The organism is Variovorax stachyos, from assembly GCF_051400855.1.
In the GTDB taxonomy this organism is placed as follows: Bacteria; Pseudomonadota; Gammaproteobacteria; order Burkholderiales; family Burkholderiaceae_C; genus Variovorax.
Genome location: NZ_JBLFFN010000013.1, coordinates 66,817 through 92,613 on the forward strand (window position 1 = coordinate 66,817; position 25,797 = coordinate 92,613).

Sequence of the window (25,797 nt, forward strand, 5' to 3'; positions counted from 1 at the left end):
TGCGCAAGAGTGTTGAGCCGGACCATATGGAGACACAGCATATGCCCGCCTGTAAGAGCCCTACACCCGATTCCGAAGGCAAGGAGTGCCCCACCGTTGCGTCTGGAGCATTGCCTTCGATGTCCTTCTCCCGTCGCCGTCGTCAGATCAGCTTCCTCATAGGAGCCGCCTCAGCGCTGCGCGCGCCGGCACTGTCGGCGCAATCGTACCCGAGCAAGCCCATCCGCATGGTCTTGCCGAATGCCCCTGGCTCGTCCGTCGACGCCATGTCGCGGCAGATCGCTCAATTGCTGGCTGTGGCGGTAGGACAGCCTGTCGTGGTCGAGAATCAACCGGGATCGGGGGGAGTCATCGGCGTGCAGCAGATCCTGCGTGCCCCGAGAGACGGCTACACGATCGGTGTCGTGGCCAACAACTTCAACATCAGCCCCTATCTCTACAAGCTTCCCTACGATCCGGTCAAGGACATCGTGCCGGTAACGATCACCACCACCGGCCCGATGGTGCTCCTAGTGAATCCCAAGGTCCCCGCAAGAAGCCTGCGCGAGTTCATCGCCATGGCCAGGTCGCGCCCTGCCAACGCTACCGTCAGCTATGGCAGCGCCGGCCTGGGAACGCTCGGACACCTGGCAGGAGCCCTGATGGAGACGATGGCCGAGGTCAACATGCTGCATGTGCCATACAAGGGCCAGAACACCTTCACCACAGATCTGCTCGGGGGGCAGCTGGAAGCGGGATTCATTGCGCCTGTGGTGGCGCTACCGCTGATCAAGAGAGGAAGCCTTCGCCCCCTGGCAGTCTCTACCGCGAGCCGGTCCGAGCTCCTGCCGGATGTGCCGACCATTGCAGAGGCCGGACTGCCCGGTTACGACATCGGGGGGTCGCAGGCCGTCATCGTCGCTGCGGGCACGCCCGCTCAGATCGTGGATCGGCTCAACGCAGAGATCGTCCGTGTCCTGCGCTCGAGAGAGATGTCCAAGTTCGTGGAAGAGCAGGGAAGCCAGATCGTGGCAAACACGGCAGCGGACGCGCAGAGCTGGTTCGCACGCGACTTCGAGGTGTATGGCAAGCTTGCGCGGCGCATCGGCCTCAAGCCCGAGAGCTGACCGTGCGAGAGCTCCCGCAGGTTCTCACTTCGCCAGAGCGGCATCGCGGCAATGGGCAAGAAAGAGGCGTGCGGCACCGGCCAGCCCCTCTTCGCTCGAACGCACACCAAGCAGCAGTTGGCGCTGAGCCCAAGGCTCGTCCAACTCGACCACCTTGATGTCGGTCGCCCGCCGATAGTTGCGCGCTGCCTCACGCGGGCACACGCCGATGCCCAACCCTGCGCCGACCATGCGGCACAGCGCGTCGCTGCTCTGCACGTGTATGCGTGTCTTCAGTTGGGCGGCACTTTCGGTCATCAGCATCTGAACGATGGAACTGCGTCTACCCAAGGCGATGAAGTCGTATTCCAGCGCATCAGCGAAGCGCACGTGTGCGTGTCTTGCCAGGGCGTGGCTACGTGGCACCACCAGGCACAGTCGGTCCCTGCGGTAGTCGTACGTGGCCAGCTCCGGATTCTCGACCGGGCCGAAGAAGATCCCGATATCCACCCGTCCTTCGATTACCGCGCCCACCACGTCCTGTGTGGTCGCCTCGGTCAGGTCTATACCCACGTTGGGATGCCTGTCGGCAAAGAGTTTGAGATCTTCTGGCAGGAACTGCGCCACGGCCGATCCGGTCGCCGCGACGCGCACGGTGCCCACCACGCCACGTGCAAGGTGCCGAAGTTCTACCTGCATTCGGTCGACGCTGAAAATGATCTCGCGCGCATGTTGCAGGAGCGCGTGACCGGCGGCTGTCAATGCCATTCCGCGCGCATGGCGGAAGAAGAGCTGACTGCCGCTCGACTGCTCCAGGTCGCGGATGCGCTTGCTCACCGCTGCCACCGTGAGGTGGCACTTGTCAGCGGCAGAAGAAAGGCTACCGCTCTCCGCCACCGCCGCGAAGAGCTTCAGGGTCGTGAATTCAAGTTGCTTCATCGTTGGCACGCCCTCCGGGCGCAATTCCCGGGCAGGCTCAGTTCTCGGGCTTCAAGCCGATGCGCTGCGCAAGCCTGCCGTACACCTCGAAGTCGCGCGCAAACCAGCGCTGCGCCTCCTCCTGGGTGCTACCGACGATCTCGGTGCCTTGCTCATTCGCGTACCTCATCACCTCGGGGGATTGCATGGCGTGCACGATCGCTCTGTTGAGCCGCCGGATGATAGCCGGCGGCGTGCCCGCCGCTGCGACCGCTGCGAGCCAACCGTCGAGTTCATAGCCCGGCAGCCCGGCCTCGGCGATCGTAGGCAGATCGGGAAAGCTGGTGGCACGCCGGGAGCTCGTCACAGCGATGGCGCGCAGGCTTGCCCTCCTTACCATAGGGACCGCGACCGCCGTGGGCATGAAGCCAATATCGATCTGCCCGCCGATGAGGTCAGTGATGTACGTGTTCATGCCTTTGTACGGGACATGCAGGAGATCCACGCCAGACAGCGACATCAGCAACGCACCCGCCAGGTGAGGGACGGAGCCCAACCCGGCGCTGCCATAGGTGAGCGAGGTCTTGTTCGTTCGGGACTTTGCGATCGACATCAGCTCTTGCAACGTGCCAGCAGGCAGGCTTGGATTGACGGTCAGCACCAATGGCCCACTGCTCAGGATCGATATCGGCACGATGTCCTTGACCGGATCGTAGGGCAGCTTGTAAAGATAGGCGCTGATGCTGAAATTATTGGAGACGACCCCCATCACGTAGCCGTCTCTCGGAGCACGCAGGATCTGCTGCACGCCGATCACCCCACCGGAGCCGGCGTAGTTCTCGACCACGATGGGCTGCCCAAGGCTGGCCGACATGGGCACGGCGATCTGCCGCGACATGGTGTCAACTGACGACCCCGGCGTGTTGGGCAGGATCAGCCGAATCGGCTTGGACGGATAGCCCTCCTGCGCGTGAAGCGCTGGCGCAGGAACCATCAGGCCTGCCCCGGCTGCCATGAGCATGCGGCGGCGGTGGCTGAACGCAACAGGATTTCGCATCTGAATGTCTCTGATTCTTGAGGCAGCGGGCACCCTGCACCCGCCCAAGGGAAAGGGCCTGGCTAGGACGCCGACGCGACCTCGAGCGATTCGCGTATCAGGTTGGCCCACTGAGCACCGTGCATATCCCTGTCCTCCAGCGCACCCTGGACGACCGGTCTGGGCAGGCTGACCTTGATGACATTCAAGGCGTCGACACGATAGGTCTTGATGTCTTTTGGCAACGTGCGCAGCAGACGACCCAGAGCGTCGGGGGCCAGCAGCGGCTCGGTGCACATGCGCCGGTAGACGTCAGCATCGTCGCAGAAGATGTCGATGGTGAGCCAGAACGGCCCCGCGTTCTTGGAACGGATGTGGTAGCCCGTATTGGTGACCTTCACGGCGCGACTCCGCAAGTGGCGTAGTTGAAACGGAAAGGCGACAGGGGATCGTCCACGGTCATCACATGATTGAGAACGAATTCGTAAACCAGGCCCCGATCCATGGTGGCCGGCGAGAACGGGAACGCATGCGTAGGCAGCTCCTCGTCGTCGGACAAGGGGAAATGCAGCATGGGTGAATTCAGCATGGAAAGCAGTTCTTTGGTGCAAGCATGGCTTGGCGAGGTCACGATGCCCATGACGCCGATCTCGACCGGCTCGCCGATCGCCGTTTCCATCTCCCCCAGAGTGGCGTTGCGTCCGATGGCCCGGAACTGCAGGTGATAGTCTTCTTCCTCGAGTCCGAGCTGAGACGCGATGGCCGAACGGACCCGTGATTCGAGGCTGGCAATCCATTCGTCGAATCGCCTTTTGTAGCGCGGTGAGCGCAAAGTGTTCAGGATCACACCCTGGTAGCCGACGGGAGCCGCACCTTCGAGCTTGACGGTATAGCGACTGCTGGGTGTCCAGGTCGATCCCTCCACCCGAACGCTGCGCTCATCCACCGCCGAATAGCTGGCGGCGCTCACATCGAGCACACCGCCGGGCTCGATTAGTACATAGGGGTTTGAGTTCTCATACAGCATGTGCGCCAGCACGGTTCGCGGCGTCGCACGCCCGCCTTCAGCAAGCGCGTGGATGGTGAAGCCCGTGTCGTCCACCGTGGCGAGCACCGCGCCGGAAGCCGGCTTGGTGGTGCACATGGCACCGCACTCCAGGATCTTGCCCGCATGCCAGGAGGCGCCGGCCGCCATGCCCCGCATGATCGGGACTGCCGCCATGAGGGCGGTGTCCGTCGCGCGCCCGGCCAGCACGATGTCCACCCCCTGCCGAAGGGCATGGATGATGGGCTCTACGCCCATTGCCGCCACGATGCGCGAGCAGCGGTTGATCAGCGCCTCGCTGATCGGACGTTCCGGCTGCAGGGCGCTGATGCGGCCTTCGTGCAGCGCGGCCCTGATGGTTTGCGCCGGCTGCTCGCTATAGATGCATGCGGTGCGCACGGTCTGCCCGAGTTCCCTGGCGATGTCCTCGCACAGCGCGTGCATGACATTCACGCCATTGTCGGAGCCGGACGTCCCGCAACTGCCCACGATCAGCGGAACGCCGAGTGCGGCGCGTGCGATCATGAGCTGCCGCAGTTCGGCGCGCAATGCGCCGCGCGGGGGCTTCGGCTCGCCCGAACCCAGGTAGTAGGGGCCGGAATCGGTGGAGCCGCCATCGACTGCGATCACGTCCGGGCACTCGCGCACTCCGCGCTCGAAGGGTTCGGGAGATCGGGTTCCGCCGGCGCCGATCGCGCCGGAAGGGACCAGAATTTTTACTGCGGCTTTCAATCATGCCTCCTGGTTAGAAAAAGGGGGGCGTCGCGGCGCGACCGTCTGCGATCACGCACTCTGCCGGCGGAGACCGGCCTTCAAGCACAGCGACCACGCACTCGGCCGCGATGCGGTTCGTCCTGTTCAAGCCCTCTTGCGTGGAGGCGCCCGAATGCGGCGACGCCACTACGTCGAAACGCGCCACCAATGCGCGCGTAACGTCTGCGTAGCTGGTGTCCCTCTCGCTGACGAACACGTCCAGGCCGGCGCCTCGGAGCCGGCCTGCTTCCAGCGCGTTGAGCAGGTGCCGGTCTTCCAGCAGACCCCCACGTGCGGTATTGATCAGGATCGCGCTCGGCTGCATGCGCGCGATGGCTTCGGCATCGATCAGAAAGTGCGTACGGGGCGTGAGGGGGGCATGCAGCGTCACCACATCCGACTGCTCGAGCAGCGATTCCAACGGGACGGCGCAAACGCCGTTCGCCTCGGCCCAGCTCGCATCAACGTGGGGACTATGGGCCAGGAGACGGCACTCGAATCCGTGCAGCCGCTGCACGACGCCGCGCCCGATGCGGCCCAGGCCGACAACGCCCACGGTCTTGCGATAGAGGTCGGTGCCGAGCGGGATGGCCCAGGATCCCTCGTCGAGCCGGCGCTGACCCTCGCGCAGCCTGTGCGACACGGCCAGCATCAGTGCCAGGGCGTGGTCCGCGACGCACGCATCGTTGCCACCGGCGGCGATGGTGGCAACCATGCCATGGCGACGCACGGCCGCCAGGTCCACGCGCTCGTAGCCGACGCCGCGCCGGGCGATCACCCGCAGCTGCGGAAGACCGCCCAGAAGCGCGTCGGTCACGCGGGCGTGGCCCACGATCCAGCCGGCCGCACCGTCCAGCAGCTCGAGCAGGCGAGACTCGCCCAGATTGGCATCCGCCTGGCCGGCCGGCAGCTCGGCCTGCACGACCTCGCAGCCGTGGGCCTGGAGATAGTCGCGCGCGGCCGAGTCGAAAAAGCTTTGGGTCACAACCACCCGATGCAGCGCGGCCTTCGGTGCCTGCGTCATTGGAGTAGCTCTTCCGCCTGGGGCGCCTCGGAACTGCCCGGAATGGTGAAGGTCGGATCGATCTCGATGATGAGATTGAAGTGGCGATCGATGCTGAAACTGCAATCCGGCCCGAAGTTGCAACTCGACTCGCGCTCCTCCACGACCGCCGGGCCCTGCAGATGCATGCCCGGCTTGAGGGCATAGCGGTCGTAAACAGGGGTGACGACATTGCCGAAGCCGTGGAAGAAGACCTTGCGTTCGCCACGCCGGGCGACCGTATCTACCGGCTGGTGGGCCAGGCTGATGTGCTGGGCAGGCAATGCGGCCGAGAGGCGCCAGTTGATCACCTCGACGTCGACGTCCCGTACGACGCGATCGAAGCGTTCGGCATAGGTCTCCAGGAAGGACTTGCGAATCTGCGCGGCATGCTGCGGTCCCAGCGGCCCCGCCGGGATCGGCACGGTGATCTCGAAGCCCTGGCCCAGGTAGCGCATGTCGGCTGACATCTGCAGGGACATCTGTGCCTCGCGTCCGGCAGCGCCGCGCAAAATAGCGGCAGCGTCACGCTCCATCTCGGCAAAGATGGCGTTGACGTGCGCCCAGTCAGCGCCGTCGAGCCCCGTGACGTAGCCGCGCACCTCATCTACCGCAGGTGCCGCCACCAGGAAGCCGAGAGCGGACACCACACCCGCACCCATCGGAACGACAATGCGGCGCAACTTGAGCATCCTGGCCAAGGCATAGGCATGGACCGGACCGGCACCGCCGAAGGCGAACAGGGTATAGGCGCGAGGATCCTTGCCTTTCTCGGCCAGGTGCATGCGGGTGGCCGCCGCCATGTTTTCGTTGACGATCTCTTGGATGCCGCGGGCTGCGCTTTCGTTGTCCAATCCCAGGGGCCGTGCCAGCCGCTCCTGGATGGCATGACGCACTTTGTCCAGCGAGAGCGCCATCTCCCCGCCAAGGAAGTACTCCGGATTCAGGTAGCCGAGCAGCAGGTCGGCGTCGGTGACAGTCGGCTCGGTGCCGCCCCGGCTGTAGCATACGGGGCCGGGGACGGAGCTTGCGCTGCGCGGGCCGACCTTCATGAGTCCGGAGGGGTCCGCCACCGCGATCGATCCTCCACCCGAGCCGATCTCGATCATGTCGATGACCGTCACCTTCAACGGCAGGCCCGAGCCCTGCATGAACTTGCGCAGCCGTCCTGCTTCGAAGTCGTGCTTGATATGCGGCTGCCCTTGCTCGATCAGGCACATCTTGGCCGTGGTGCCACCGACGTCGAAGGAGATCACACGCTCCTCGCCCATGAGGCGCGCCATGAATGCGGCCGCCATGGCGCCTGCCGCCGGTCCGGACTCGATGAGGCGTACGGGAAAGCGCTTGGCGTCGTCAACCGTGGTGACGCCGCCACCCGACAGCATGATGTAGAGATCCCCTGCGAATCCCAGGGCGGCGAGATCGCCGCCGAGTCGCTCGAGATACCCGTGCACCCTGGGCTGTACGTAGGCATTGACACAGGTCGTCGTGGTGCGCTCGTACTCGCGGATCTCGGGCGCCACCTCGCACGACAGGCTCACGAGGAGGTCGGGGTACAGCTCCTGCACGATCTGCCGCGCACGCCGCTCATGTGCCGGGTTGCGGTATGCATGCATGAACGCAATGGCCAGGGCCTCGATGCCGCAGTCCTCCACGAGTGCACGCACTCCTTGTGCGACTGCCTGCTCGTCCAGTGGCTCGTGCTCGCTGCCATCCGCCCGTAGACGCCCGCCGATCCCCCGACGCAGTTGGCGCGGAACGAGCACGGGCACGGGTTGCATGAAAAGGTCATCGACGTCGTAGCGGCTTTCACGCCCCATCTCGAGCACGTCGCGCAAGCCCGCCGTTGCAAGCAGGCCGATCTTGGCGCCCGTACGCTCGAGCACGGTGTTGGTGATGAGCGTGGTGCCATGCACGATATCGGCGATCTGGTCTGCGCTCGTGCCGGTCTCCGCCAGCAGGCGCTCGATGCCTTCGACAATCGCACGGCTGGGTTGTTCGGCCGTCGTCGCACGCTTGCCGGTGCGCGTGATGCCTCGAGCCTCGTCGTGCAATACGAGGTCGGTGAAGGTCCCGCCAATGTCCACGCCGATTCGTGTAGTACGCTTGTTCATGTGAGAGTCTTGTGCTTGGTGGATGGCTGCGCTGTGTCTGCCGCCTCGTCGAAGCCGTAGTCCCGCTTCGCTGCCGCGTGCGAGACGAAGCCATGGGCGATGTCGCGCCGGATCTCGTCGCGGCTGCGCTCGGCCGGCTCGCCGTAGCCGCCCCCGCCAGCGAACAAGAGCGTGAGCATCTCGTCAGGCGGCAGACTTACGCGGCTCTTGAGGTTGAGCGGTTTGCCTTCCTTGCCCAGCAGGGCGGCAGCGGACGTGCCGGCCAGGCCGCCTGCAAGGCCCAGTGCGCAATGGTGCTCGCGGTCGCCCAGCAGAGTGACCTGGACCGGCGAGCGGTTGAGGTTGTGCACCTCGCATCGCTGACCGAGTCCGCCGCGATGCCGTCCGGCGCCGCCCGAATCCTCGCGATACTCCTTGCAACGGACAAGCAGCGGCGAAACGGCCTCGAACGCTTCGACGCTGCCGGCGCCCGAGTTGGTGGGGAACATGGTGGTCGACAGGCCGTCGCCATGGAGGGAGGCACCCATTCCACCGCTGGAGAACAACAGTTGCGCGAACGGCGCGTATGTCTGTGTGCTGCCGCTGAAGCGAATGCGCATGGCTGGAGCGCTGCCGCTGTCGGCCAGCACGTTTCCCGGCATGGCGGGGGCCATGGCCTGATAGATGGCGCAGCAAAGCAAGTGGCCCGAGAGATGGCGTGCACTGACGGCTGCCGGGTAGCGGGCGTTCAGGATGCTGCCTTCGGGTGCGATGATGCGGATGGGCCGGTAGGATCCCTCGTTGCGGCGCGTGCGCGGATCCAGCGCGCACTTGAGCGGATACACCGAGTACGCCTGGGTGTAGTTCATCGTGCAGTTGATGCCGGCGGCGACCTGCGCGGAACTGCCGGTGTAGTCCACTGTCAGGTTGTCGCCTTCAACCTCGATGACGCAATGGATGCGGGTTGGCTGGCCGGGAATGCCGTCGGCCCGGATCTCGGACTCGTAGCGGCCATCGGGGATCGCGGCGATTGCCTTGCGCATCGCCCGCTCGGAGTGGGCATGCACAGCTTGCCCCAGCACCTGTAGGTCTTCAAGGCCGGTATCTGCGAGAAACTCCAGCGTACGTCTGCGGCAGACCTCATTGGCCGTGACCTGCGCTTCAAGATCCCCGAGAACCTGCCCGGGCACCCGCACGTTGTTGAGAAACAGCTTGAGCATGTCCTCGTTGCGACGGCCTGCGCGGTACAGGTGCATCGGCGGGATGCAGACGCCCTCCTCGTACAGGTCGCGGCTCGCGGCGGTCCCGTTGCCGCCGACGTCGGGAGAGTGGGCCGCCGATCCTGCAAAGCCGATCAATCGGCCCTGATGGAAGATCGGTGTAACGATCGCCATGTCGGGCAAATGGCCCGTAGCCAGCCAGGGGTTGTTCGTGATCATCACGTCGCCCTCGCACCAGCTTTCGGGGACAAATTCCTCCAGCATGGCCTTGACCGTGCGTGGGATGATGCCTGCAAAGGCGGGAATGCCTCCTGTGGATTCGGCAATGGATTGGCCCTCGCGATTCATCAGCACGGTCGCGAAATCCTTCGATTCGCGCACGATGGTCGAGAAGGCGGTGCGAAGGAGCGTAGTGGCGGCCTCATCGGCGATTGCAACGAGGCGGCTCCACCAGATCTCCAGCGTGACCGGGTCTATACGGTGGTCTGCGGGGGGTGTCCCGGGCATAGGCTTGCGTCCTTGGTTCTTGAATGGCCCGCAGCTGCTTCGCAGACGCGGTGTCGACAAATTTAGGTGACGAACGCATGCCGCGGCTTGACGTTCACTTCCGTAGGTTTTCCCGGGCGTTGAGGCCTATGGACCTCATCCAACGACAGACTTCATTGGGTACCACTCACGACTTGCCGGGGCGTCTTGCACCCGATCGCGCCGGACCACACGGACCGCGCGATGGAGATGCCTGAGCCGGGCCGGTGCCTGATCGCCCTTTCCTCAGAACGCGTGCCGGATCCCGAGGTCGTACCCGGTGGAGCTGCGCGGGGTGAAGATGGGGGTCTGGATGAAGGTTGGCCCGCCGTTGACGTTGAGTGCGGCGCCGTTCCTGTTGTTCACGCGCGCGACAGTGGCGTAGAGCGCAGTGCGCTTGGACAGGTTGTGCACGTAGCCCAGCGCCAGCTTGCCCGCCTTGGGGTCGGCTACGCCGGGCTGGTTCATGTCGTAGCGCACGTGCGAGTAGGCTGCGCGGATGAGGCCGGCACCCACCGGCGCCGTCACCGCCAGCAGGTAGCCGCTGACGTCCACGTCCGCGACGAGGCCGCCCGCCGGCGTGATGGCATAGTCGCGCGCGTGCTTCACCCGTGAGACCTCGCCGAGCAGCTTCACCACGCCAAAGTCGTAGGAGACGCCCAGGTTCGCCGTTTTCATGGTGTCCGTGGTGCCCGCGTAGAAGCTGTCGCCGGTGTAGCTGCTGCCGTAGGCCAAAGCCACGTCCAGCGGGCCGCTGGCATAGCCGAAACGGCCGCCGGCGTAGCGGCCCGTGCGGCTGGCAGCGACCGCGCCGGGACCGGGCACACCCCTGGGTCCCACGCCCGGCGGCGTGGCCGTGCCGGGGTCGTATTTGGCGTTCTCGTGGAAGCCGTACATCAGCTGGCCGTAGAAGCCGCCCAGTGACTTCGGCAGGAAGTAGCCCAACGTGTTGCTCGCGCGCGCGTAGTTCGCGTTCGCGTTGAAGCCGCCGCCAGGCGCGCGGGAACCGGCGGTGAGCAGCAGGCTGGCGCCCGAACCGGTCTGGGCCCAGGGATCAAAGATGCTGTCGTTCCAGAAGGTGGGCGTGTAGTCACGGCCCAGCCGGACTTCCCCGAAGGGGCCGGACAAGCTGACAGTAGAGCGGCGCGAGAAGTTGGCGATGCCGGTGGCGCCGTCATCATTGGTGATCGGTGCCTCCAGCCAGAAGCTGGCGGCCAACCCACCGCCAAGATCCTCGACGCCGCGAAAGCCCAGGCGGCTGGTGTTGTGGCCCGAGTGCCTCAGCTCCCGCCGCCTGACCGTCAGGTCGCCCTGATTCAGGTAGAAAGGGTTTGCCAGTGTCGGACCGTTGAGGTCTCTGGACTTGTTGGCGAAGCCGCTGACGGCCGTGTCGACCACACCGAAGACGGTCACGGACGACTGGGACGAAGCCGTGCCTGCAGCAGCCATCACCGCTGCGGCGATCAGTGTTTTTCTCATTCCAGGTAGTCTCATAATTGCTATTCGCCCACGACGTGAAGTTGGGCTGGCTGTTGTCACTCAGGTCTTGATCTGAAACGGCATACCAGTGGGAACTGGCCAAAATGCCTCGGTTGCGCACGAACTTTCCGGTTGGTTCACCGACACGGGTCCACGCCACGGGTTGACGCGCAGCGATTGATGAATGACAGCCGCGCGGTGACGCAACGGGTGAATCTAGATGACGGCTGCCCACTCAGCCTTGACATCCACTTGTCCAGGTTTTCCTGGGCGTTGAGGCTCGAGAGACTTTCGGGAGATAGGGAGCGAGATCGCTTCACGAGTCGGTGCTGGACCTCGACCCCGCTGGTAGAAAAATGCGCCCGAAGGCGGCGCCTTAAATCGGTGACCGGCTCCAGGCGGCCCAAAGCCGAAGTAGAAGCTCCTCGAAAGCGGCCTCCGGTTCGCACGCCAGCTCTGTGCCCAAAGCTCTCAGTCGTCGCTATCGGAAGCCGCAGAGGAGCTTCTTGTCATCCTGGCGAATGACTTCAACATACCGACGAGTTGCGTCGCCTCCCGACTAAGACGACGGCCGGCTTTCGAAACAATGCCGACCTAATGGGCTAGATCGCGTTGCTCGCGCACACGAATTCCCGTCAAGGCGCCCGTGATCGCTGGAACCATTCGCGCATCTGGAGGCCTCTAGCGACGGCTACCGCTACATCCTGTCCCACGCCAAGACAAACCAGACAGGAGCACGTCACCCACAAGATGTGACGCCGCTGGTGGGAGAGGAAGCCGAGGCGCCGAGCGTTTCGCTCAACGTCCTGGATGAACAGGGCATCGAGCGAACCGGTGGATCTTTCGGCGCGTGTTGTGCGGGGGCTTCGTGGCCGGTGAGTTCATCCCGCAGGCCGTGCGCGAGATAGTGCGGCGGCGCTGCGAGCTCGCAGGCCTGCACGCGTCCGACTTCTCCGCTCACTCACTGCGATCGGGGCCGTAGGCGATCGCCGCTTCGCCGATACCGCTGATGCCTTCGCTTGTTTCGATCTTCACGATCACGGGGTGCAACTGCCCGCTGCTGATCAGGTAGACCTTGATGTTTGCGATCTTCATTGGGGGCTCCTGCCGCGTGTCAGTTGGCGCGCAGCGCCTGCCGGTGCGCATCGACCAGCGCAGCCATGCTCTCGAACCGGAAGTCGTACCTGGGTGAGCCGGGCGGTACCGGTGTTGCGCCCCAGCCCTCTTCCGCGTGCCGGCGATCGATCCCGGCTGACGCGAGGCCGAACTGGTTCGCTGGCGCGTGATCGTGAAAGAGGCTTTGCGCCGTATGCAGGACGTCATGGGGCTCAAGGCCGAAGTCGTTCTTCAGGCGGCTGAGCATGTAGTCGAAGTTGCGCGGGCTCGGCTTGTACGAGCCGATGTCCTGCGCTGTAGAGATCGCATCGAACTCCACCTCCAGCTTCGCGTTGCTCGAGCGGAACGACAGACGGTCCACATTCGACAGGATCACGAGCTTGTCGAACTTCTTCAGGTACTTAGGGGCGAACGATCTCCCGCAGCAGAAGCGGCGGCGATGTCCATGACTACCTTCGGGTAGTTGAATCTTCTGTTGCAAATGTTACATTGCGCCCGTTTTTGCCCTTTTGTTGAGGATCGTCGGAGTGAACCGTACTTATCGCGTTGTCTGGAACGGCGTCCTGGGTGTGTGGCAGGCCGTGTCGGAGCTTGCTGCATCGCCTGCGCGGCGCTCGACAGTCGAAGGAGGCCGCAAAGCGAAGCGGCTCGCGGCGGCCGCGTGCCTGCTCACGCTGGTCGCCGTGTCCGGCGGTGCCTGGGCTCAGGCTGCGGGCGGCGAGACCTTCGTCGGCCTTGGCGGCACAGGCGGCCGGGGCGGCGCGGGCAACGGCAGCGGCGGCGGCGGCGGCCGCCTCGGTGAGTTCCCCGAGACCAACGGCCTGGCTCCGTCGGGTGGCACGGGGGGCATTGGCGGCATCGGCGGGGGCGGGCTTGGCGGAACGGGCGGTGCCGTGGGGGCGACCAGCGTGGCTGGCTCGGTCACGGGGGGCTCGGGAACCGACGGCACGCCCGATGGGGATCCGGTCTACGGCGGTGGCGCCGGCGGTGGCGGCGGTGCTGCCGTGTACACATCCGACACGGGCATCACCGTGTCGGGCAGCACCATCCTGCGGGGCGGCAATGGCGGTGCCGGCAGCGTCGCGCGGCTGGCCGGCGGCGGTGGCGGTGGCGGCGCGGGCCTGCAGTCCACGGCGGCCGGCGTCAACCTGAACAATGCGGGGCAGACCATCGGCGGCAACGGCGGCGCGGGTGGTGTTGGCCAATGGGCCGGCGGCGGCGGTGGTGGCGGCGACGGCATCGTGCTGCAAGGCGGCGGCGCGACCGTCGCCAACAGCGGCGCGTCCGTCGGCGGTGCCGGAGGCATCGGCACCGTCAGCGGCGGGTTCACCGGGACGTCGGCATTTGGCGGCGAGGGCGGCGCGGGCCTCGCGCTGGAGTCCAGCAACAACTCGGTTTCCAACACCGGCTCGCTGACGGGGGGGGCGGGCGGTGCCGGCGGCATCGCCGTGCGTTTCGGCGTGGGTGGTGCGGCGCTGCGCGTTCGGGGCGACTCGAACACCATCGTCAACACGGGGACGCTGACGGCCGGCATGGGCGGCGACAGCGCCACGCGCGGCGACGCGGTACGGATCACCGGCAACGACAATCGGGTCGAACTGCGTGCCGGCTCCTCGATCACCGGATTGCTGAGGGTGGTTTCCGGCACCGGCAACGTGCTGGGGCTGGCGGGCGACACGACCGACGGGACCACTTCGCTCGACGCCGCCACCTACAGCGGCTTCGCGCGCTACGAAAAGACCGGTGCCAGCACCTGGACGCTGACCGGCATCAACACCGGCCTGACGCCCTGGTCCGTGCGCGGCGGCGCGCTCTCCATCGCCGACGATCGCGCGCTCGGCAATTCGAGCGGTGGGCTCACGCTCGACGGCGGCGCGCTGAACGTCACCGGCGACATCACCGCCACCCGCACGGTCGCACTGGGCCCGGGAGGCGGCACCTTCGATGTGAACCTGGTCCGCACGCTGACGCTGAACGGCCAGGTCTCGGGCGACGGAGCGCTCCTGAAGACCGGCCAAGGCACGCTGGTGCTGGGCGCGGCCAATTCGTACACGGGCGGCACCTCGGTGGCAGCGGGCAGCCTGCAGGCGCTGGCGACTGGCGCGCTCGGCACCGGGCCGGTGTCGGTAGCCGGCAACGCCTCGCTGCTTTTCGGCGGCAATGCCGACGCGGGCGGATTGACGATCACTGCCGCCGAGCGCGGCCCCCTGCCGACGGACAACGCCGGCTTCGTGCAGTTCGGCGGCAGCAGCTCGGCGGGGAATGCCCGCCTCGTGATGAACAGGGATGCGTCGGCCGAGTTCAGGGACAACGCCTCTGCCGGCAACGCCGTCATCGAGAACCGCGGCGGACTGACGAACATCGTGTCCAACGCCACGGCCGGCAGCGCGCGCATCACCAACTTCGCCGGCGGCCAGATCAATCTGCTGGACGACGCCAGTGCGGGCCAGGCGACCTTCATCAACGAAAGCGGCGGCCTGATCGACATCTTCGACCGCGCGACCGCCGACCAGGCCACCGTGGTCAACAACGCGGGCGGACGCCTGCGCATCCTTTCGCTGACGGCCGCGGGAATTTCCATCGGCTCGCTGTCCGGCGCGGGGGATGTGATCCTCGGCGCCAAGACGCTGAGCACGGGCGGACTCAACGGCGACACCGAAGTCTCGGGCGTGATTTCGGGCACCGGCGGCTCGCTGGTGAAGGTGGGCACAGGCACGCTCACGCTCTCGGGCGCGAACACCTACACGGGCGGCACCGCGCTCAAGCAGGGCCGGCTCAACCTCGGCCACAGCCAGGCGCTGGGCACCGGCGCGCTCGCGATGGACGACGGCACCACCCTGGGCTTCAGCGCCGACGGCCTCACGATCGCCAACGCGATCCAGCTCACGGGCACCACCGATCCGGTCATCGACACCGGCGCCTTCAACGCGACCCTGAGCGGTGCCATCAGCGGCGGCGGCTTCATCACGAAGGAAGGTGCGGGCACGCTGACGCTGTCCGGCGCCAACGACTACACCGGCGCCACCAACGTCGCGCAGGGCACACTCAGGGCCGGCGCCGCCAACACTTTCAGCGCGGCTTCCGTCCACAGCGTGGCCTCGGGCGCGACGCTGGACCTCGCGGGCTTCAGCCAGACAGTGGCCTCGCTGGCCAACAGCGGCACCGTCTCGCTCGTGGGCGCGACCGCCGGCACCACCCTCACGGTGACGGGCGCCTACGTCGGCAACAACGGCGTGCTCAGGCTCGGCACCGTGCTCAACGGCACCGGCCCGTCCGACCGCCTGGTGCTCGACGGCGCCACTGCCTCCGCCAGCGGCAGGACGACCGTGCAGATCACGAACCTCGGCGGCCTGGGCGCGCTCACCAGCGGCAACGGCATCGAGGTGGTCACCGCGCAGAACGGTGCCACCTCGACGGCCCAGACCACCAAGGATGCGTTCAGCCTGGCCAACGGTCACGTGGATGCCGGCGCCTACGAGTACCGCCTGTACGCCGCAGATGCCAGCGGTGCGGGCGAGAACTGGTATCTGCGGTCGAGCATCCCCGCGGCTCCCACGCCCTCCACGCCCTCTACGCCCGTGATCACCTACCGCGCCGAAGCCTCGCTCTATTCCGCCCTCCCGGGCCAGCTGCGGCAGGGCAACCTCGCGATGCTGGGTGACCTGCGCAAGCGCGTGGGCGACGACGACGTGAAGGGCGCGGCGACCACCCCGGGCGTCTCCGATCGCCGCGCCTGGGGCCGCGTGCTCTCCACCGACATCGACATCCAACAAGGTGGCCTGGTATCGCCGTCGAGCAAGGGCCGTCTCACCGGCTTCCAGGCCGGCACCGACCTGCTGGCCACGCCGAATTGGCGCGCGGGCATTTACGTCGGCCAGTTCGACGGCGATGCCAGCGTGAGGGGCTTTGCCAGCGGCATCCAGAACCTGAGCGTCGGCCGTAACGACCTGCGCAGCCAGTACCTGGGCGTGTACGGCACCTACACCAGCGACAGCGGCTTCTACGCCGACGCGGTGGCGCAGTCGGGCCGCCACCGCTACACGGTCGAACCCCTGGCGAGCCCGGGCACGAGCGGCAAGAGCAACAGCCTGCTGGGCTCCATCGAAGTGGGGCAGTCCTTCGCGCTGGGCGGCAGCGGCTGGCGCATCGAGCCGCAGCTGCAGCTGATCCATCAGCACATGGACCTGAACAACTCCGCCATCGTCGGCGCCGTCGTCCAGCCGCAGGCCGACAGCGGCTGGATCGCCCGCGCGGGCGTGCGGGTCAAGGGCGAGATCGGGACGGGCGTCGGCACGTTGCAGCCCTACGGCCGCTTCAACGTCTATCGGACGTCCAGCGGCGCGGACGTCGCCCGCTTCGTGAACGGCACGACCACCACCGACATCGCCGCGCCGACCGGCGGCACGAGCACCGAACTCGCGGGCGGTTTCACGCTCGCACTGGGCCAGTCGACCAGCCTCTACGGCGAAGTCGGCAAGCTCTGGGCGAGCGGCGGCAACGCCAGGGTGAAGAGCTCGATCAATGGATCGCTGGGTGTTCGGGTGAAGTGGTGAGGCTCTGCAGTTGGGCGACCACAGCCGCCTGGCCTTCATGCAGATGTACTGTACGTGGCGTACAGAGCATCCTTGCCGTCTCTTCGGGGGCCGGAGATCCAGTAGTGCTCGCCTGTCTCAACGTCGAAGCAATTCGACTTGAATCCGTTCCCCTTGAGGCTACGAAAAAGCCTGGCCTACGTAGTACAGCGTCGCCCCGGACTTCGAGCAGGTAACTCGGCCGATGCGAGCTGGTCCTGTCAGACCACCCGTCTTCGCTTCAATGTACATGATGCGGCTCTTCATAAAGTTGTGCTCTCGTGAAAAGTGGGAGGTCGGTGGGAATGGCCGGTCCTAGCCGTTTGTCGCCAGCTACCCTCAACGTGGGCCGGCATCTGTGCCAAACACGGCACGGTGTGTCGCAGGTGACACCAACACCCGGCTGCCTATAGGGACGGCCGCCTTTTCAACATCCAGCAAGGATACGACCACGCCACGCCCGTTCTCGCTGCTCTTCGGTGGGAGCATTGCCATAGTTGAAGTGCATCATGTTGAGTTGAGCCTGCGCTGCGAACTTCTTGCCGTCTGGCGCGACCACAAGGACCTGTTCCGCGACGTTCTTCCAGCCATCCCTCACAGGGAAATCTGGCACTAAGGTCAGGCCGATGCCCGAGAGCTGAAACCGTTCTTCAACGGTCAGCAGTTCGATTGGCTTCACTGAACTGGACTCCTGCTACGGATGACTGGTCTTGGGCCGATCTGCCTTCGATCACTGCTTCGCAGGACGGGCATGTTGGATCCACAGCACTTCGAACGCTTCCTCTGTGATGGCTGAAGCTTCGAATTGCGGGTCTTGGTTGATGTCGTCCAGAGAGGGCACCGCCTCGATGCCGAGACGCGTTCGCGAGGTCTCATGGTCGCCGTCGGCTGCATCGACCGTTCCGTCTCGAAAGAACTCGAGCTTGCGCAACTCGAGTCGGCCATCGCCAAGTTCAGACACCAATCGGACGGGGTCCTCGAGGCCTTGGTGCTTCCAAAACACGTCGATGTACTGCTTCGCCAAGTTCACTGTGGTTCGATGTTGAAGGTCTGGTTCTGGCCGAACCCGGCCTGAACTCAACGAAGTTCGACCCGGCCATCTGATTGGCGCACCACCTCAGCACGCCATTGGGGCTTGACCATGCCATCGTTGCTCTGGATACCGGAGGTCCGCTTTCAGTCTGTCACGCAAGGACTATGACGCTCAGCTGATTGCGGCTCTGGAGCGTTGACCAGAATTGGTGCACGGTTCCGGCAACACCCTGAGCGGCAATCCGGGACCGCGAGGGGCCCGCCGCACAAACGAAAGTTGGTGGAGGGTCGTTCGTTGCGCTTCAATGGTTGCAAGGGATCTAGGCGGCAAACGCCGGTCCGGATGATCGATCGCTTCTCGCAACCCGCTCAAGTGCAAAGCCCGCGCGGACCGATCTGCGCTTGGTCGGTCTTCCTGATCGCCGTCCATCGAGCCATTGCCGCTTTTCCGAGGCCTGAATAGCTTGGGGGGCTGACCGAGGTGATCTACGCAGCGAGCCCGAAGGTCCCGCCTTGGCGAGCGGGAGAGGCGCGGGAAGCGCGCCGCGTCCCTCTTCATGAACAGGGCCATGCAGAGCGGATCGGACGATCGGCCTTGGCCAAGATGCGTAGGACGCGTTGGCAACCGGCGGGCCAGGGAGTCGCCAGCGCCCACTAGCGGAAATCCCGGCTGGCCGTTGCGAGCCGCCCCAGCAGCGGCGTCAGGTCTTCCAGTCGCTGCGCCACGAGGCTGCAGACCGGCCCCTCGCGCTGCCAGGTGCCGTGCACCGCGAGCAGGCGTGAGTTCAGCAGTTCGCTGCGCTGCTGCTCTCGGATGTGCTTCCAGGCGATCACCTGGACCACGCCCGTCTCGTCTTCGAGCGATACGAAGATCACCCCCTTGGCGGTGTCGGGCTGCTGGCGCAGCGTCACGATGCCGCAGTAGCTGACCTGGGCGCCGTTGGCAATGTCCTGGAGGTCGGCCGCGCATGCGAGCGCGCGCCTGGAAAGGAGCGGGCGCAGCAGCGCCAGCGGGTGCCGGCGCAAGGTGAGCCCCGTGGCCGCATAGTCGAAGAGGATCTCCTCGCCCTCGGGCGCGGGCGGCAATTCCAGGATGTCCTCCTGGACCGGCGCATCACGCAGCAACACGGGCGTCGCGCGCAGCGCCGCCGCATCCCAGACCTGCTGCCGGCGGTGGCCGCTCAGGCTCAGCAGGGCATCCGCACTCGCCAGCAGGCGCGTCTCGTGCTGTTCCAGGCCTGCGCGCCTTGCCAGGTCCTCCGCGCTGTCGAAGACCGATTCGGCGCGCGCTGCCACGATGCGCTCGGCCGATGCCCAGCGCAGCCCCACGATCATGCGCAGACCCAGGCGCACGGCAGGGCGGTGGGGCAGATCCTCCAGGGTGCAGTCCAGGTCACTGCGCATCACGTCGGGCGGCCGCACCGCCACTCCATGCCGGCGCGCATCCTGCAGGAGCTGGCTCGGGCTGTAGAAGCCGAGCGGCTGCGAGTTCAGCATCGCGGCCAGGAACTCCGCCGGGTGGTGGCACTTGATCCAGCAGCTCGCATAGACCAGCAGCGCAAAGGAGGCGGCATGGCTTTCCGGGAAGCCGTATTCGCTGAAGCCCTTGATCTGCTCGAAGATCGATTCGGCGAAGGCCCGTTCGTACCCGCGCGAGGTCATGCCCTCGACGATCTTGCCGTAGTACTTCTCCAGTCCGCCCTTTCGCCGCCAGGCGGCCATGGAACGGCGCAGGCCGTCGGCTTCCCCCGCCGTGAAGCCGGCGGCGAGCATGGCGATCTGCATCACCTGCTCCTGGAACACCGGCACGCCGAGCGTGCGGCTGAGCGCCTCTTGCAGTGCTGCGCTCGGGTAGCTGACCGGCTCCAGGCCCTGGCGCCGGCGCAGGTAGGGATGCACCATGCCGCCCACGATGGGTCCGGGCCGCACCAGCGCCACCTCGATCACCAGGTCGTAGAAGCAGCGGGGTTTCAGGCGCGGCAGCATGCTCATCTGCGCGCGGCTTTCGATCTGGAACACGCCGATCGTGTCGGCCTTCGAGATCATCTCGTAGGTGACGGGATCCTCGGGCGGAATGTCCTGCATGCCGAACTCGTAGCCCTTGCGCTCGCCGATGAAGGCGAGCGACTTGCGGATGGCGGTCAGCATACCCAGTGCCAGGCAATCGACCTTCAGGAAGCCCAGCGCATCCAGGTCGTCCTTGTCCCACTGGATGACCGTCCGGTCGGCCATGGACGCGTTCTCGATCGGAATCATGCGCGACAGCGGGTCGCGGGTGAGCACGAAGCCGCCTGTGTGCTGGCTCAGGTGACGCGGGAATCCGAGCAACTGAGTGGTCAGCAGCAGCAGCTGCTTGACCCGCAAGTCATCCAGCGACAGTCCCATTTCCGCGATGCGTTCGGGCATCACCTGTACGCCATCGAAATAGCGGTAGTCCTTCGCCAGCGCATCCACCATGTCGGGCTCGAAGCCGAGCGCCTTGCCGACATCGCGCAGGGCGCTCTTGGGCCGGTAGCTGATCACCACCCCGGTGATAGCGGCCCGGCCGCGCCCGTAGCGCTGGTAGAGGTACTGCAGCACCTCCTCGCGGCGCTCGTGCTCGAAGTCGATGTCGATGTCGGGCGGCTCGTTGCGCTCCTTGGAGATGAAGCGCTCGAACAGCACGCTCATGCGATCGGGATCCACCTCGGTGACGCCGATGCAGTAGCACACGACCGAGTTGGCCGCGCTGCCGCGACCCTGGCACAGGATATGGCGTGAGCGCGCGAACTGCACGATGTCGGCGACGGTCAGGAAATAGTGTTCGTACGCGAGCTCGGTGATCAGCTCGAGCTCGTGCTCGATCTGCAGCTGGAGCTTCGCGGAGATGCCGTCCGGCCAGCGGCGCCCCGCGCCCTCGTAGGTGATGCGCCGCAGGTAGGAGCCCGGCGTCTCGCCGGGCGGCACCACCTCGGCCGGGTACTGGTAGCGCAGCTCTTCCAGCGAGAACCGGCAACGCGCCGCCACCTGCAGCGTCTCGGCCAGGAGATCCGCAGGGTAGGTCTGCGCGAGCCGCAGGCGGGTGCGCAGATGCCGCTCGGCGTTGGGGTGCAGGTCCAGGCCGCATCGGGTCAGGGGCTTGCCCAGGCGAGTCGCGGTCAGCACGTCATGCAACGGCTTGCGCGAGCGCACGTGGAAGTGGACGTCGCCCGTCGCCACCAGTGGAATCGCGGTGAGCCGGCTGGCCGCGCGCAGGCGGTAGAGCCACATCTCGTCGTCCAGCAGCCGCAACTGCTCTGCACCGAACCAGCAGCGGCCGGAGAACTGTCGCAGCAGCCAGCGTCCCAGTGCCTCCAGCTGCTCGGGGGTCGACATCCGCCTTGGGCAGGCCACCACCACGCAGTCGGCCAGGGCCGGCCCGGTCAGCTCCTCCAGACGAAGCCGGTAGGTTCCCTTGTCGGAGGCCCGCCGCAGGGTGGTGATGAATTCGCACAGGTTGCCGTAGCCCTCGAGGTTGCAAGCGAGGACCACCAGCGTGAAGGGATGCGCGCAGTCCACCGCAAACTGGCTGCCGACGAGCAGGGGGAGGTCATGTTCCAGGGCAGCCACATGGGCGCGCACGATCCCCGCGAGGCTGCATTCGTCGGCGAGCGCCAGCGCCGTGTAGCCCAGTTGCTTGGCGCGTTCCACCAGCTCCTGCGGCTGGCTGGCGCCCTGGAGAAAGCTGAAGTTGGAGATGCAGCGCAGCTCCGCGTAGTCGGGCAGGGTGGCCATCGCGCAGGAGCCTCAGGCAAAGATGCCGTGCAGGAACCAGGCGCTGCGCTCATCGGCCAGCCGCGTCTGGAAGATCCAGAGCACGCCGGCGTGCTCGCTGAGCGCCACCCAGTAGTCCCGGGCCACGTGGCGGTGCGTGTTGGCGCCTGGGGCTTCAGGATCCACGGGCTCCCCGGGCCGCTCGCCCACGCGGTCCCACCAGCCGAATTCGATGCGGTGCGGACCGGCGAGCAGCTGCAGCGCGCCCTGGTAGAGCGGCTGCGAGTCACGCAAGGCCAGCCGCTGGGGCTTGGGCAGGATGAAGGTCGGCTGGGGATGCTCGAGCGGGCGGGCCGCGCCCCGGGGCCGCTGCTCGGGGGCCGGCTGCCAGTGGCACATCCATTCCGGACGGTGGTCCTCGGTGGCCACCGGACGCAGCACGCGCTCCGGTCCGAGCCGCGCTGCGATGCGCTCCAGCACCAGGTCCAGGCTCTCGCCGTCTTCGCGTGCGTCGGGCAGCAGCGAGCGGCTTTGCTCCTCGAGCGGGTGCACCTCGTCGGCCTCGAGCTGGAGGTCGCCCACCGGTGCCTGCAGCTGCGAGCGTGCCAGGTGCTCGGCCAGCAGCCTGCTCAGGTGTTCGAGGTTGCGCGTGGGCTCGGCCGTGCGGAGGGTGAGGGATCCGCCGTCGCCCGCCATCCTGCTGCGCATGGCATCGTGGCACCAGCGCAAGGTGCAGGCGGTCACGCCCGCGCGGCGTGCGCTGAGCCAGGCGCACAGCTGCAACAGCAGCCGGCGGGCGCCGAAGAGCAGGGCAGGCGCCAGCTCGACGCGCGCCATCAGTTCCAGCCGCGCGCAAAACGTCTCGGGGATCTCGACCCAGGTATGGACCTCCGGGCGCAAGCCGTAGGCGCGGTCCAGGGCCGCAAGCAGTTCCTTGTCGAAGCGCCGGCTGATTCCTCCGCGCGGCAGCGCACGCACCTGCCCGAGGGTCTGGCAGCCCAGTCGCGCCAAGGTGGCCGCATGGGCGGCCACCGCGTTCAATGCCGCGAGCGGCAGCTCGTCGAGCAGGCTTTCCAGCGGCCTGGCGAAGCCGTTCGAGCGGCCGGTGCGCGCGAGGGCCACGGCGCCCAGGCTGGTGGGCGCCCAGCTCAGCTGCCCCACGCCCAGCTCCGCTGCCTGCGTCTTCACCCGTTCGACCAGTTGCCGCCTGCCGCCGAAGAGGCGCGCGCTGGCCGCGACCTCCATGACGACGGCAGGGCTGTCCGATGCAGGCTCGGCGACGCTGACGCGGGGCGTGAACTGGAGGCACCACACGGCATGCGCCCGGACCGCCTCAGTGCGCCGGGAGTCGCTCAGGCCGGGGTCCGGCAGAAGGGCGGCCCAGAGCATGGGGGACGTCTTCCGAAACAACACGGGCGTGCCGCCGGGCGGCAGCGAGGAGGGCGCTGGGCCTGGCAAGGCGCGGCGTCAGCAGGGGCGCGAGGCCTCCTGGAACGGAGGGCAGCCGCAGCACCGCATCGTGGGTGCTGCCTCGGCGCTTCAGGATCTGCACATGCAGCTCCCAGTCGAGGCCATGGGACACCTGCAGGCGCAGCGGCGCCGCCGATGATTCCCGCAGCGTGCTCAGGGGCCGGCACAGGAACACCGGGCAGTCGCAGCCCAGCGCGCAGACCTGCAGCCGACGGATCTGCTCCTGGCGCGCCTGGGGCAGCCAGGCCACCACCATCCCGGCCGCATTGGCCTTGACGAGCTGCTCGGTCGTCCAGAGTCGTTCGGCCGGTGTCGTGGCCTGGACCCAGATGACATGGCGCTCGTCGATGCCCTCGTCACGCAAGCCGGGCAGGTGAGGCGACTTGGGCGGTGCGACCACGACGATGTCCCTGCGGGCCGCACTCGTGGCGCGTATCGCCGGCGCCAGCAGCCGCCATTCGGTGAGCGCGGGCTGGGGCTGAAGCAGTTCGGTCAGTGCCCGGGTCGGCCACCCGTGGCCGGGGAGCAGCGCATCGAGGCCGCCGTGCCCGCTCGGCACGGTCGGCGCCCCGGACACGCCCAGGTCGGTGCCGCGCCAGAGGGCTGCCTCGACCTCGGCAGGCAGTTGCGGAGGGGCGCGACGCGCGTGGGCGTTGGCGCCGCCGCTCGGAGGCTCGGCGGGCGGTGGACTGGGACTGGCATGCATCGTGGCTCCCTGTGCTGCATCTATGTACTGTATTTATGTACAGTATCACACCAGTTCGCGCATCAGCCAATGCTTGTCCGAGGCGAACGCGGGCCTGTTACACGGCCTGCCTCTAAACTGTTCCTCGCATGTGCTATTCCGCCCAGATCAAAGCCGAGTACAAGAAGTTCGTCCAGATGTTCGGGGCGCTCATGAGCCTGCGCGATTTCGCCAGGCTTTACCAGCAGCGCGAGCTCGACGCCCGGGTCAAGATCCCGAAGTCGATGGATGCGCTGTTCACGGCGCCGCAGTCGGATCTCGAGGTGGAGATCAGGGGATGCATCGAGGCCTTCAATGCGCGGCAGGCGATGCAGCTGGAGCAGGAGCTTTTCAAGCAGCGCAAGCGCCTGGCCGATGCGCAGCGCTCGCTGCTGCTCAAGGTGACCAAGAAGTCGACCGGGATGTGCGCATCGCCACCAACAGGATTGCGGTGGCCAAGGAAAAGCTGTCCGACCTGGCACGCGCCGAACTGCTCGATCGGGATGCACGGATCTTTCCTGGCGTGTATGCGCCGGTCATGGTGTGGGAGGACGGGCAGCGCGTCATCAAGCCGATGCGCTACCAGTGCCGGCCCGCCGGCAAGCCCGCCGTCCACGACACCAACTTCCCGGGAACCTACAACGCGCGGCGCGACAACCTCGAGGGCTTCTGGCGCGAGCTGTTCGGCTTCTCGCACGGCCTGCTGGTGCTCAATGCCTTCTACGAGAACGTGCAACGGGACGGGAAGAACGTGGTGCTGGAGTTTCGCCCGCAACCCGAGCAGGACATGCTGGTGGCATGCCTGTGGTCGCGCTGGAGCGCGCCCGGCGAGCCGGACCTGCTGTCTTTTGCGGCGATCACCGATGAGCCGCCGCCGGAGATCGCCGCGGCCGGGCACGACCGCTGCATCATCCCGATCCGGCCCGAGCACGTGGATGCCTGGCTGCGGCCCGACCGAAAGAATCTGGCCGCGCAGTACGCCATCCTGGACGACCGCGAGCGGCCGTTCTATGAGCATCGGCTCGCTGCGTAGGATGAGCAGCAGCGAGATCCAACCCCGGCAAAGGAGCGGAGCATGCCCGCCACACCAGAAGAGATGCAGATGCTGGTCGAAGCCTTCGACAAGGCGCATCGACCTCTGGCAAGGGCGATGGCGGACCTGCTGATCCGCGGCAACGTCCTCCTGGAAGAGCATCGCCTGCTCGAGGGCACGGTCGGCGACGCATTCGAAGCATTCGTCTTCGGCGTGCTTGCCGAGCACGACATCAGCACGGAGGAGTTCGCACAGACGCTGATCGCCTACGAGCGGCTTCGAGAGACGCTCGATCATCTCGAGCAGTTGCCGCCGTGAAGTGCATCCTCAATCCGGGTGATTCACCGTCCTCTTGCCTGCTGTTCCTGCCCAGCCTGAGGGAATGGCGGCTAGCTCGGCCAGGCGATCGCACGGGCTTCGAATACGCCCGCATCCTGCGAATCTCGATTGAGATTCAATAATCCTCTTAGAGGTGCAACATGGCTCAAACCTCCCACATTCGCATCGACGACGACCTGAAGGCCAAAGCCGCTGATGCGTTTGCTGGGAGCGGCCTGACCGTGTCCGACGCCGTTCGGATCCTTCCGACGCGAGTGGCGAAAGAGGGTGGGTTGCCCGCTGGGCTACTTGCGGATACCGATGTCTACGATGCTTGGTTTCGTGCCAAGGTGCACGAAGCGTTGGCCGATCCGCGGGCCGCGATTCCCCACCAGCAAGTCATGGCTCAAACCAAAGCCCTGATTGCCAGCAAGCGAAGTGCTCGAGCTTGAATGGGTGAGGCCAAGCGCTTCAGCACTCGCGCAGGGCGTGCGGGCATGGGCCGATGGCACGAATGGCCAAGCCCCCGACAATGACGCTGAAGCGTTCATTCCTCATGGCAGAACCAGCTCGGAGGTAACGTATCGACATTGATGATAGACCGA

The 25,797-nt window shown here is 66.4% G+C and carries 18 protein-coding genes and 2 pseudogenes; 5 read left to right on the forward strand and 15 right to left on the reverse strand.

Annotated features, from left to right (window positions below; all coding sequences use genetic code 11):
• Positions 1-119 precede the first annotated feature (119 nt).
• The gene (locus ACMGEZ_RS21420) at positions 120-1,106 is read left to right on the forward strand and encodes a Bug family tripartite tricarboxylate transporter substrate binding protein (RefSeq protein ID WP_436824295.1); all 987 of its coding nucleotides are present in this window, start codon (positions 120-122) and stop codon (positions 1,104-1,106) included.
• 24 nt (positions 1,107-1,130) lie between these two features.
• Here the strand turns inward: ACMGEZ_RS21420 and ACMGEZ_RS21425 are convergent, their stop codons facing one another.
• The 10 genes and pseudogenes from ACMGEZ_RS21425 to ACMGEZ_RS21470 all read right to left on the reverse strand — a co-directional run.
• Complete coding sequence (locus tag ACMGEZ_RS21425) at positions 1,131-2,024, reverse strand: LysR substrate-binding domain-containing protein (RefSeq protein WP_436824296.1); 894 nt, start codon at positions 2,022-2,024, stop codon at positions 1,131-1,133.
• A 37-nt stretch (positions 2,025-2,061) separates the two neighbouring features.
• A complete protein-coding gene (locus ACMGEZ_RS21430) occupies positions 2,062-3,060 on the reverse strand; it encodes a Bug family tripartite tricarboxylate transporter substrate binding protein (RefSeq protein ID WP_436824297.1) in 999 nt (332 codons plus the stop codon).
• 62 nt (positions 3,061-3,122) lie between these two features.
• On the reverse strand, positions 3,123-3,440 hold the full coding sequence (locus ACMGEZ_RS21435) for a DUF4387 domain-containing protein (protein WP_436824298.1): 318 nt from the start codon (positions 3,438-3,440) through the stop codon (positions 3,123-3,125).
• A complete protein-coding gene (locus tag ACMGEZ_RS21440) occupies positions 3,437-4,816 on the reverse strand; it encodes an acyclic terpene utilization AtuA family protein (protein ID WP_436824299.1) in 1,380 nt (459 codons plus the stop codon). Before ACMGEZ_RS21440 ends, ACMGEZ_RS21435 begins: the two co-directional genes overlap by 4 nt.
• Positions 4,817-4,829: 13 nt before the next feature.
• Positions 4,830-5,861: a phosphoglycerate dehydrogenase gene (locus tag ACMGEZ_RS21445; protein ID WP_436824300.1), complete on the reverse strand. Its 1,032-nt coding sequence runs from the start codon at positions 5,859-5,861 to the stop codon at positions 4,830-4,832.
• Entirely contained in the window at positions 5,858-7,993 is a 2,136-nt protein-coding gene (locus ACMGEZ_RS21450) for a hydantoinase/oxoprolinase family protein (RefSeq protein ID WP_436824301.1), read from the reverse strand. Before ACMGEZ_RS21450 ends, ACMGEZ_RS21445 begins: the two co-directional genes overlap by 4 nt.
• A complete protein-coding gene (locus ACMGEZ_RS21455; protein WP_436824352.1) occupies positions 7,990-9,699 on the reverse strand; it encodes a hydantoinase B/oxoprolinase family protein in 1,710 nt (569 codons plus the stop codon). The genes ACMGEZ_RS21450 and ACMGEZ_RS21455 overlap by 4 nt, the downstream gene beginning before the upstream one ends.
• A 264-nt stretch (positions 9,700-9,963) precedes the next feature.
• Positions 9,964-11,196: a porin gene (locus ACMGEZ_RS21460; RefSeq protein WP_436824302.1), complete on the reverse strand. Its 1,233-nt coding sequence runs from the start codon at positions 11,194-11,196 to the stop codon at positions 9,964-9,966.
• Positions 11,197-12,153: 957 nt separating this feature from the next.
• Entirely contained in the window at positions 12,154-12,291 is a 138-nt protein-coding gene (locus ACMGEZ_RS21465) for a hypothetical protein (RefSeq protein ID WP_436824303.1), read from the reverse strand.
• Positions 12,292-12,310: 19 nt separating this feature from the next.
• Positions 12,311-12,721, reverse strand: a pseudogene (locus ACMGEZ_RS21470) (HAD family hydrolase); the annotation flags it as partial.
• Between the two features lie 118 nt (positions 12,722-12,839).
• Between ACMGEZ_RS21470 and ACMGEZ_RS21475 the strand changes: the two are divergent.
• Positions 12,840-16,865 (forward strand): autotransporter outer membrane beta-barrel domain-containing protein, encoded by a 4,026-nt coding sequence (locus ACMGEZ_RS21475; protein WP_436824304.1) that lies wholly within the window; start codon positions 12,840-12,842, stop codon positions 16,863-16,865.
• Positions 16,866-17,310: 445 nt separating this feature from the next.
• Here the strand turns inward: ACMGEZ_RS21475 and ACMGEZ_RS21480 are convergent, their stop codons facing one another.
• From ACMGEZ_RS21480 to imuA, 5 genes are all read right to left on the reverse strand, one after another.
• On the reverse strand, positions 17,311-17,562 hold the full coding sequence (locus ACMGEZ_RS21480; RefSeq protein WP_436824305.1) for a hypothetical protein: 252 nt from the start codon (positions 17,560-17,562) through the stop codon (positions 17,311-17,313).
• A 51-nt stretch (positions 17,563-17,613) separates the two neighbouring features.
• Positions 17,614-17,907: a DUF6881 domain-containing protein gene (locus ACMGEZ_RS21485; protein WP_436824306.1), complete on the reverse strand. Its 294-nt coding sequence runs from the start codon at positions 17,905-17,907 to the stop codon at positions 17,614-17,616.
• Between the two features lie 662 nt (positions 17,908-18,569).
• The gene (locus ACMGEZ_RS21490) at positions 18,570-21,668 is read right to left on the reverse strand and encodes an error-prone DNA polymerase (protein ID WP_436824307.1); all 3,099 of its coding nucleotides are present in this window, start codon (positions 21,666-21,668) and stop codon (positions 18,570-18,572) included.
• 12 nt (positions 21,669-21,680) lie between these two features.
• The gene (locus ACMGEZ_RS21495) at positions 21,681-23,036 is read right to left on the reverse strand and encodes a Y-family DNA polymerase (RefSeq protein ID WP_436824308.1); all 1,356 of its coding nucleotides are present in this window, start codon (positions 23,034-23,036) and stop codon (positions 21,681-21,683) included.
• The gene (gene imuA, locus ACMGEZ_RS21500) at positions 22,981-23,823 is read right to left on the reverse strand and encodes a translesion DNA synthesis-associated protein ImuA (RefSeq protein ID WP_436824309.1); all 843 of its coding nucleotides are present in this window, start codon (positions 23,821-23,823) and stop codon (positions 22,981-22,983) included. The genes ACMGEZ_RS21495 and imuA overlap by 56 nt, the downstream gene beginning before the upstream one ends.
• Before the next feature lie 128 nt (positions 23,824-23,951).
• Here imuA and ACMGEZ_RS21505 point away from each other — a divergent pair.
• The 3 genes and pseudogenes from ACMGEZ_RS21505 (at position 23,952) to ACMGEZ_RS21515 (ending at position 25,644) form a co-directional block, all read left to right on the forward strand.
• Positions 23,952-24,874 (forward strand): annotated as a pseudogene (locus ACMGEZ_RS21505) (SOS response-associated peptidase family protein).
• 42 nt (positions 24,875-24,916) lie between these two features.
• Complete coding sequence (locus tag ACMGEZ_RS21510) at positions 24,917-25,192, forward strand: hypothetical protein (RefSeq protein WP_436824310.1); 276 nt, start codon at positions 24,917-24,919, stop codon at positions 25,190-25,192.
• A 161-nt stretch (positions 25,193-25,353) separates the two neighbouring features.
• Positions 25,354-25,644: a type II toxin-antitoxin system RelB/DinJ family antitoxin gene (locus tag ACMGEZ_RS21515; RefSeq protein WP_436824311.1), complete on the forward strand. Its 291-nt coding sequence runs from the start codon at positions 25,354-25,356 to the stop codon at positions 25,642-25,644.
• The last annotated feature ends 153 nt before the right edge of the window (positions 25,645-25,797 follow it).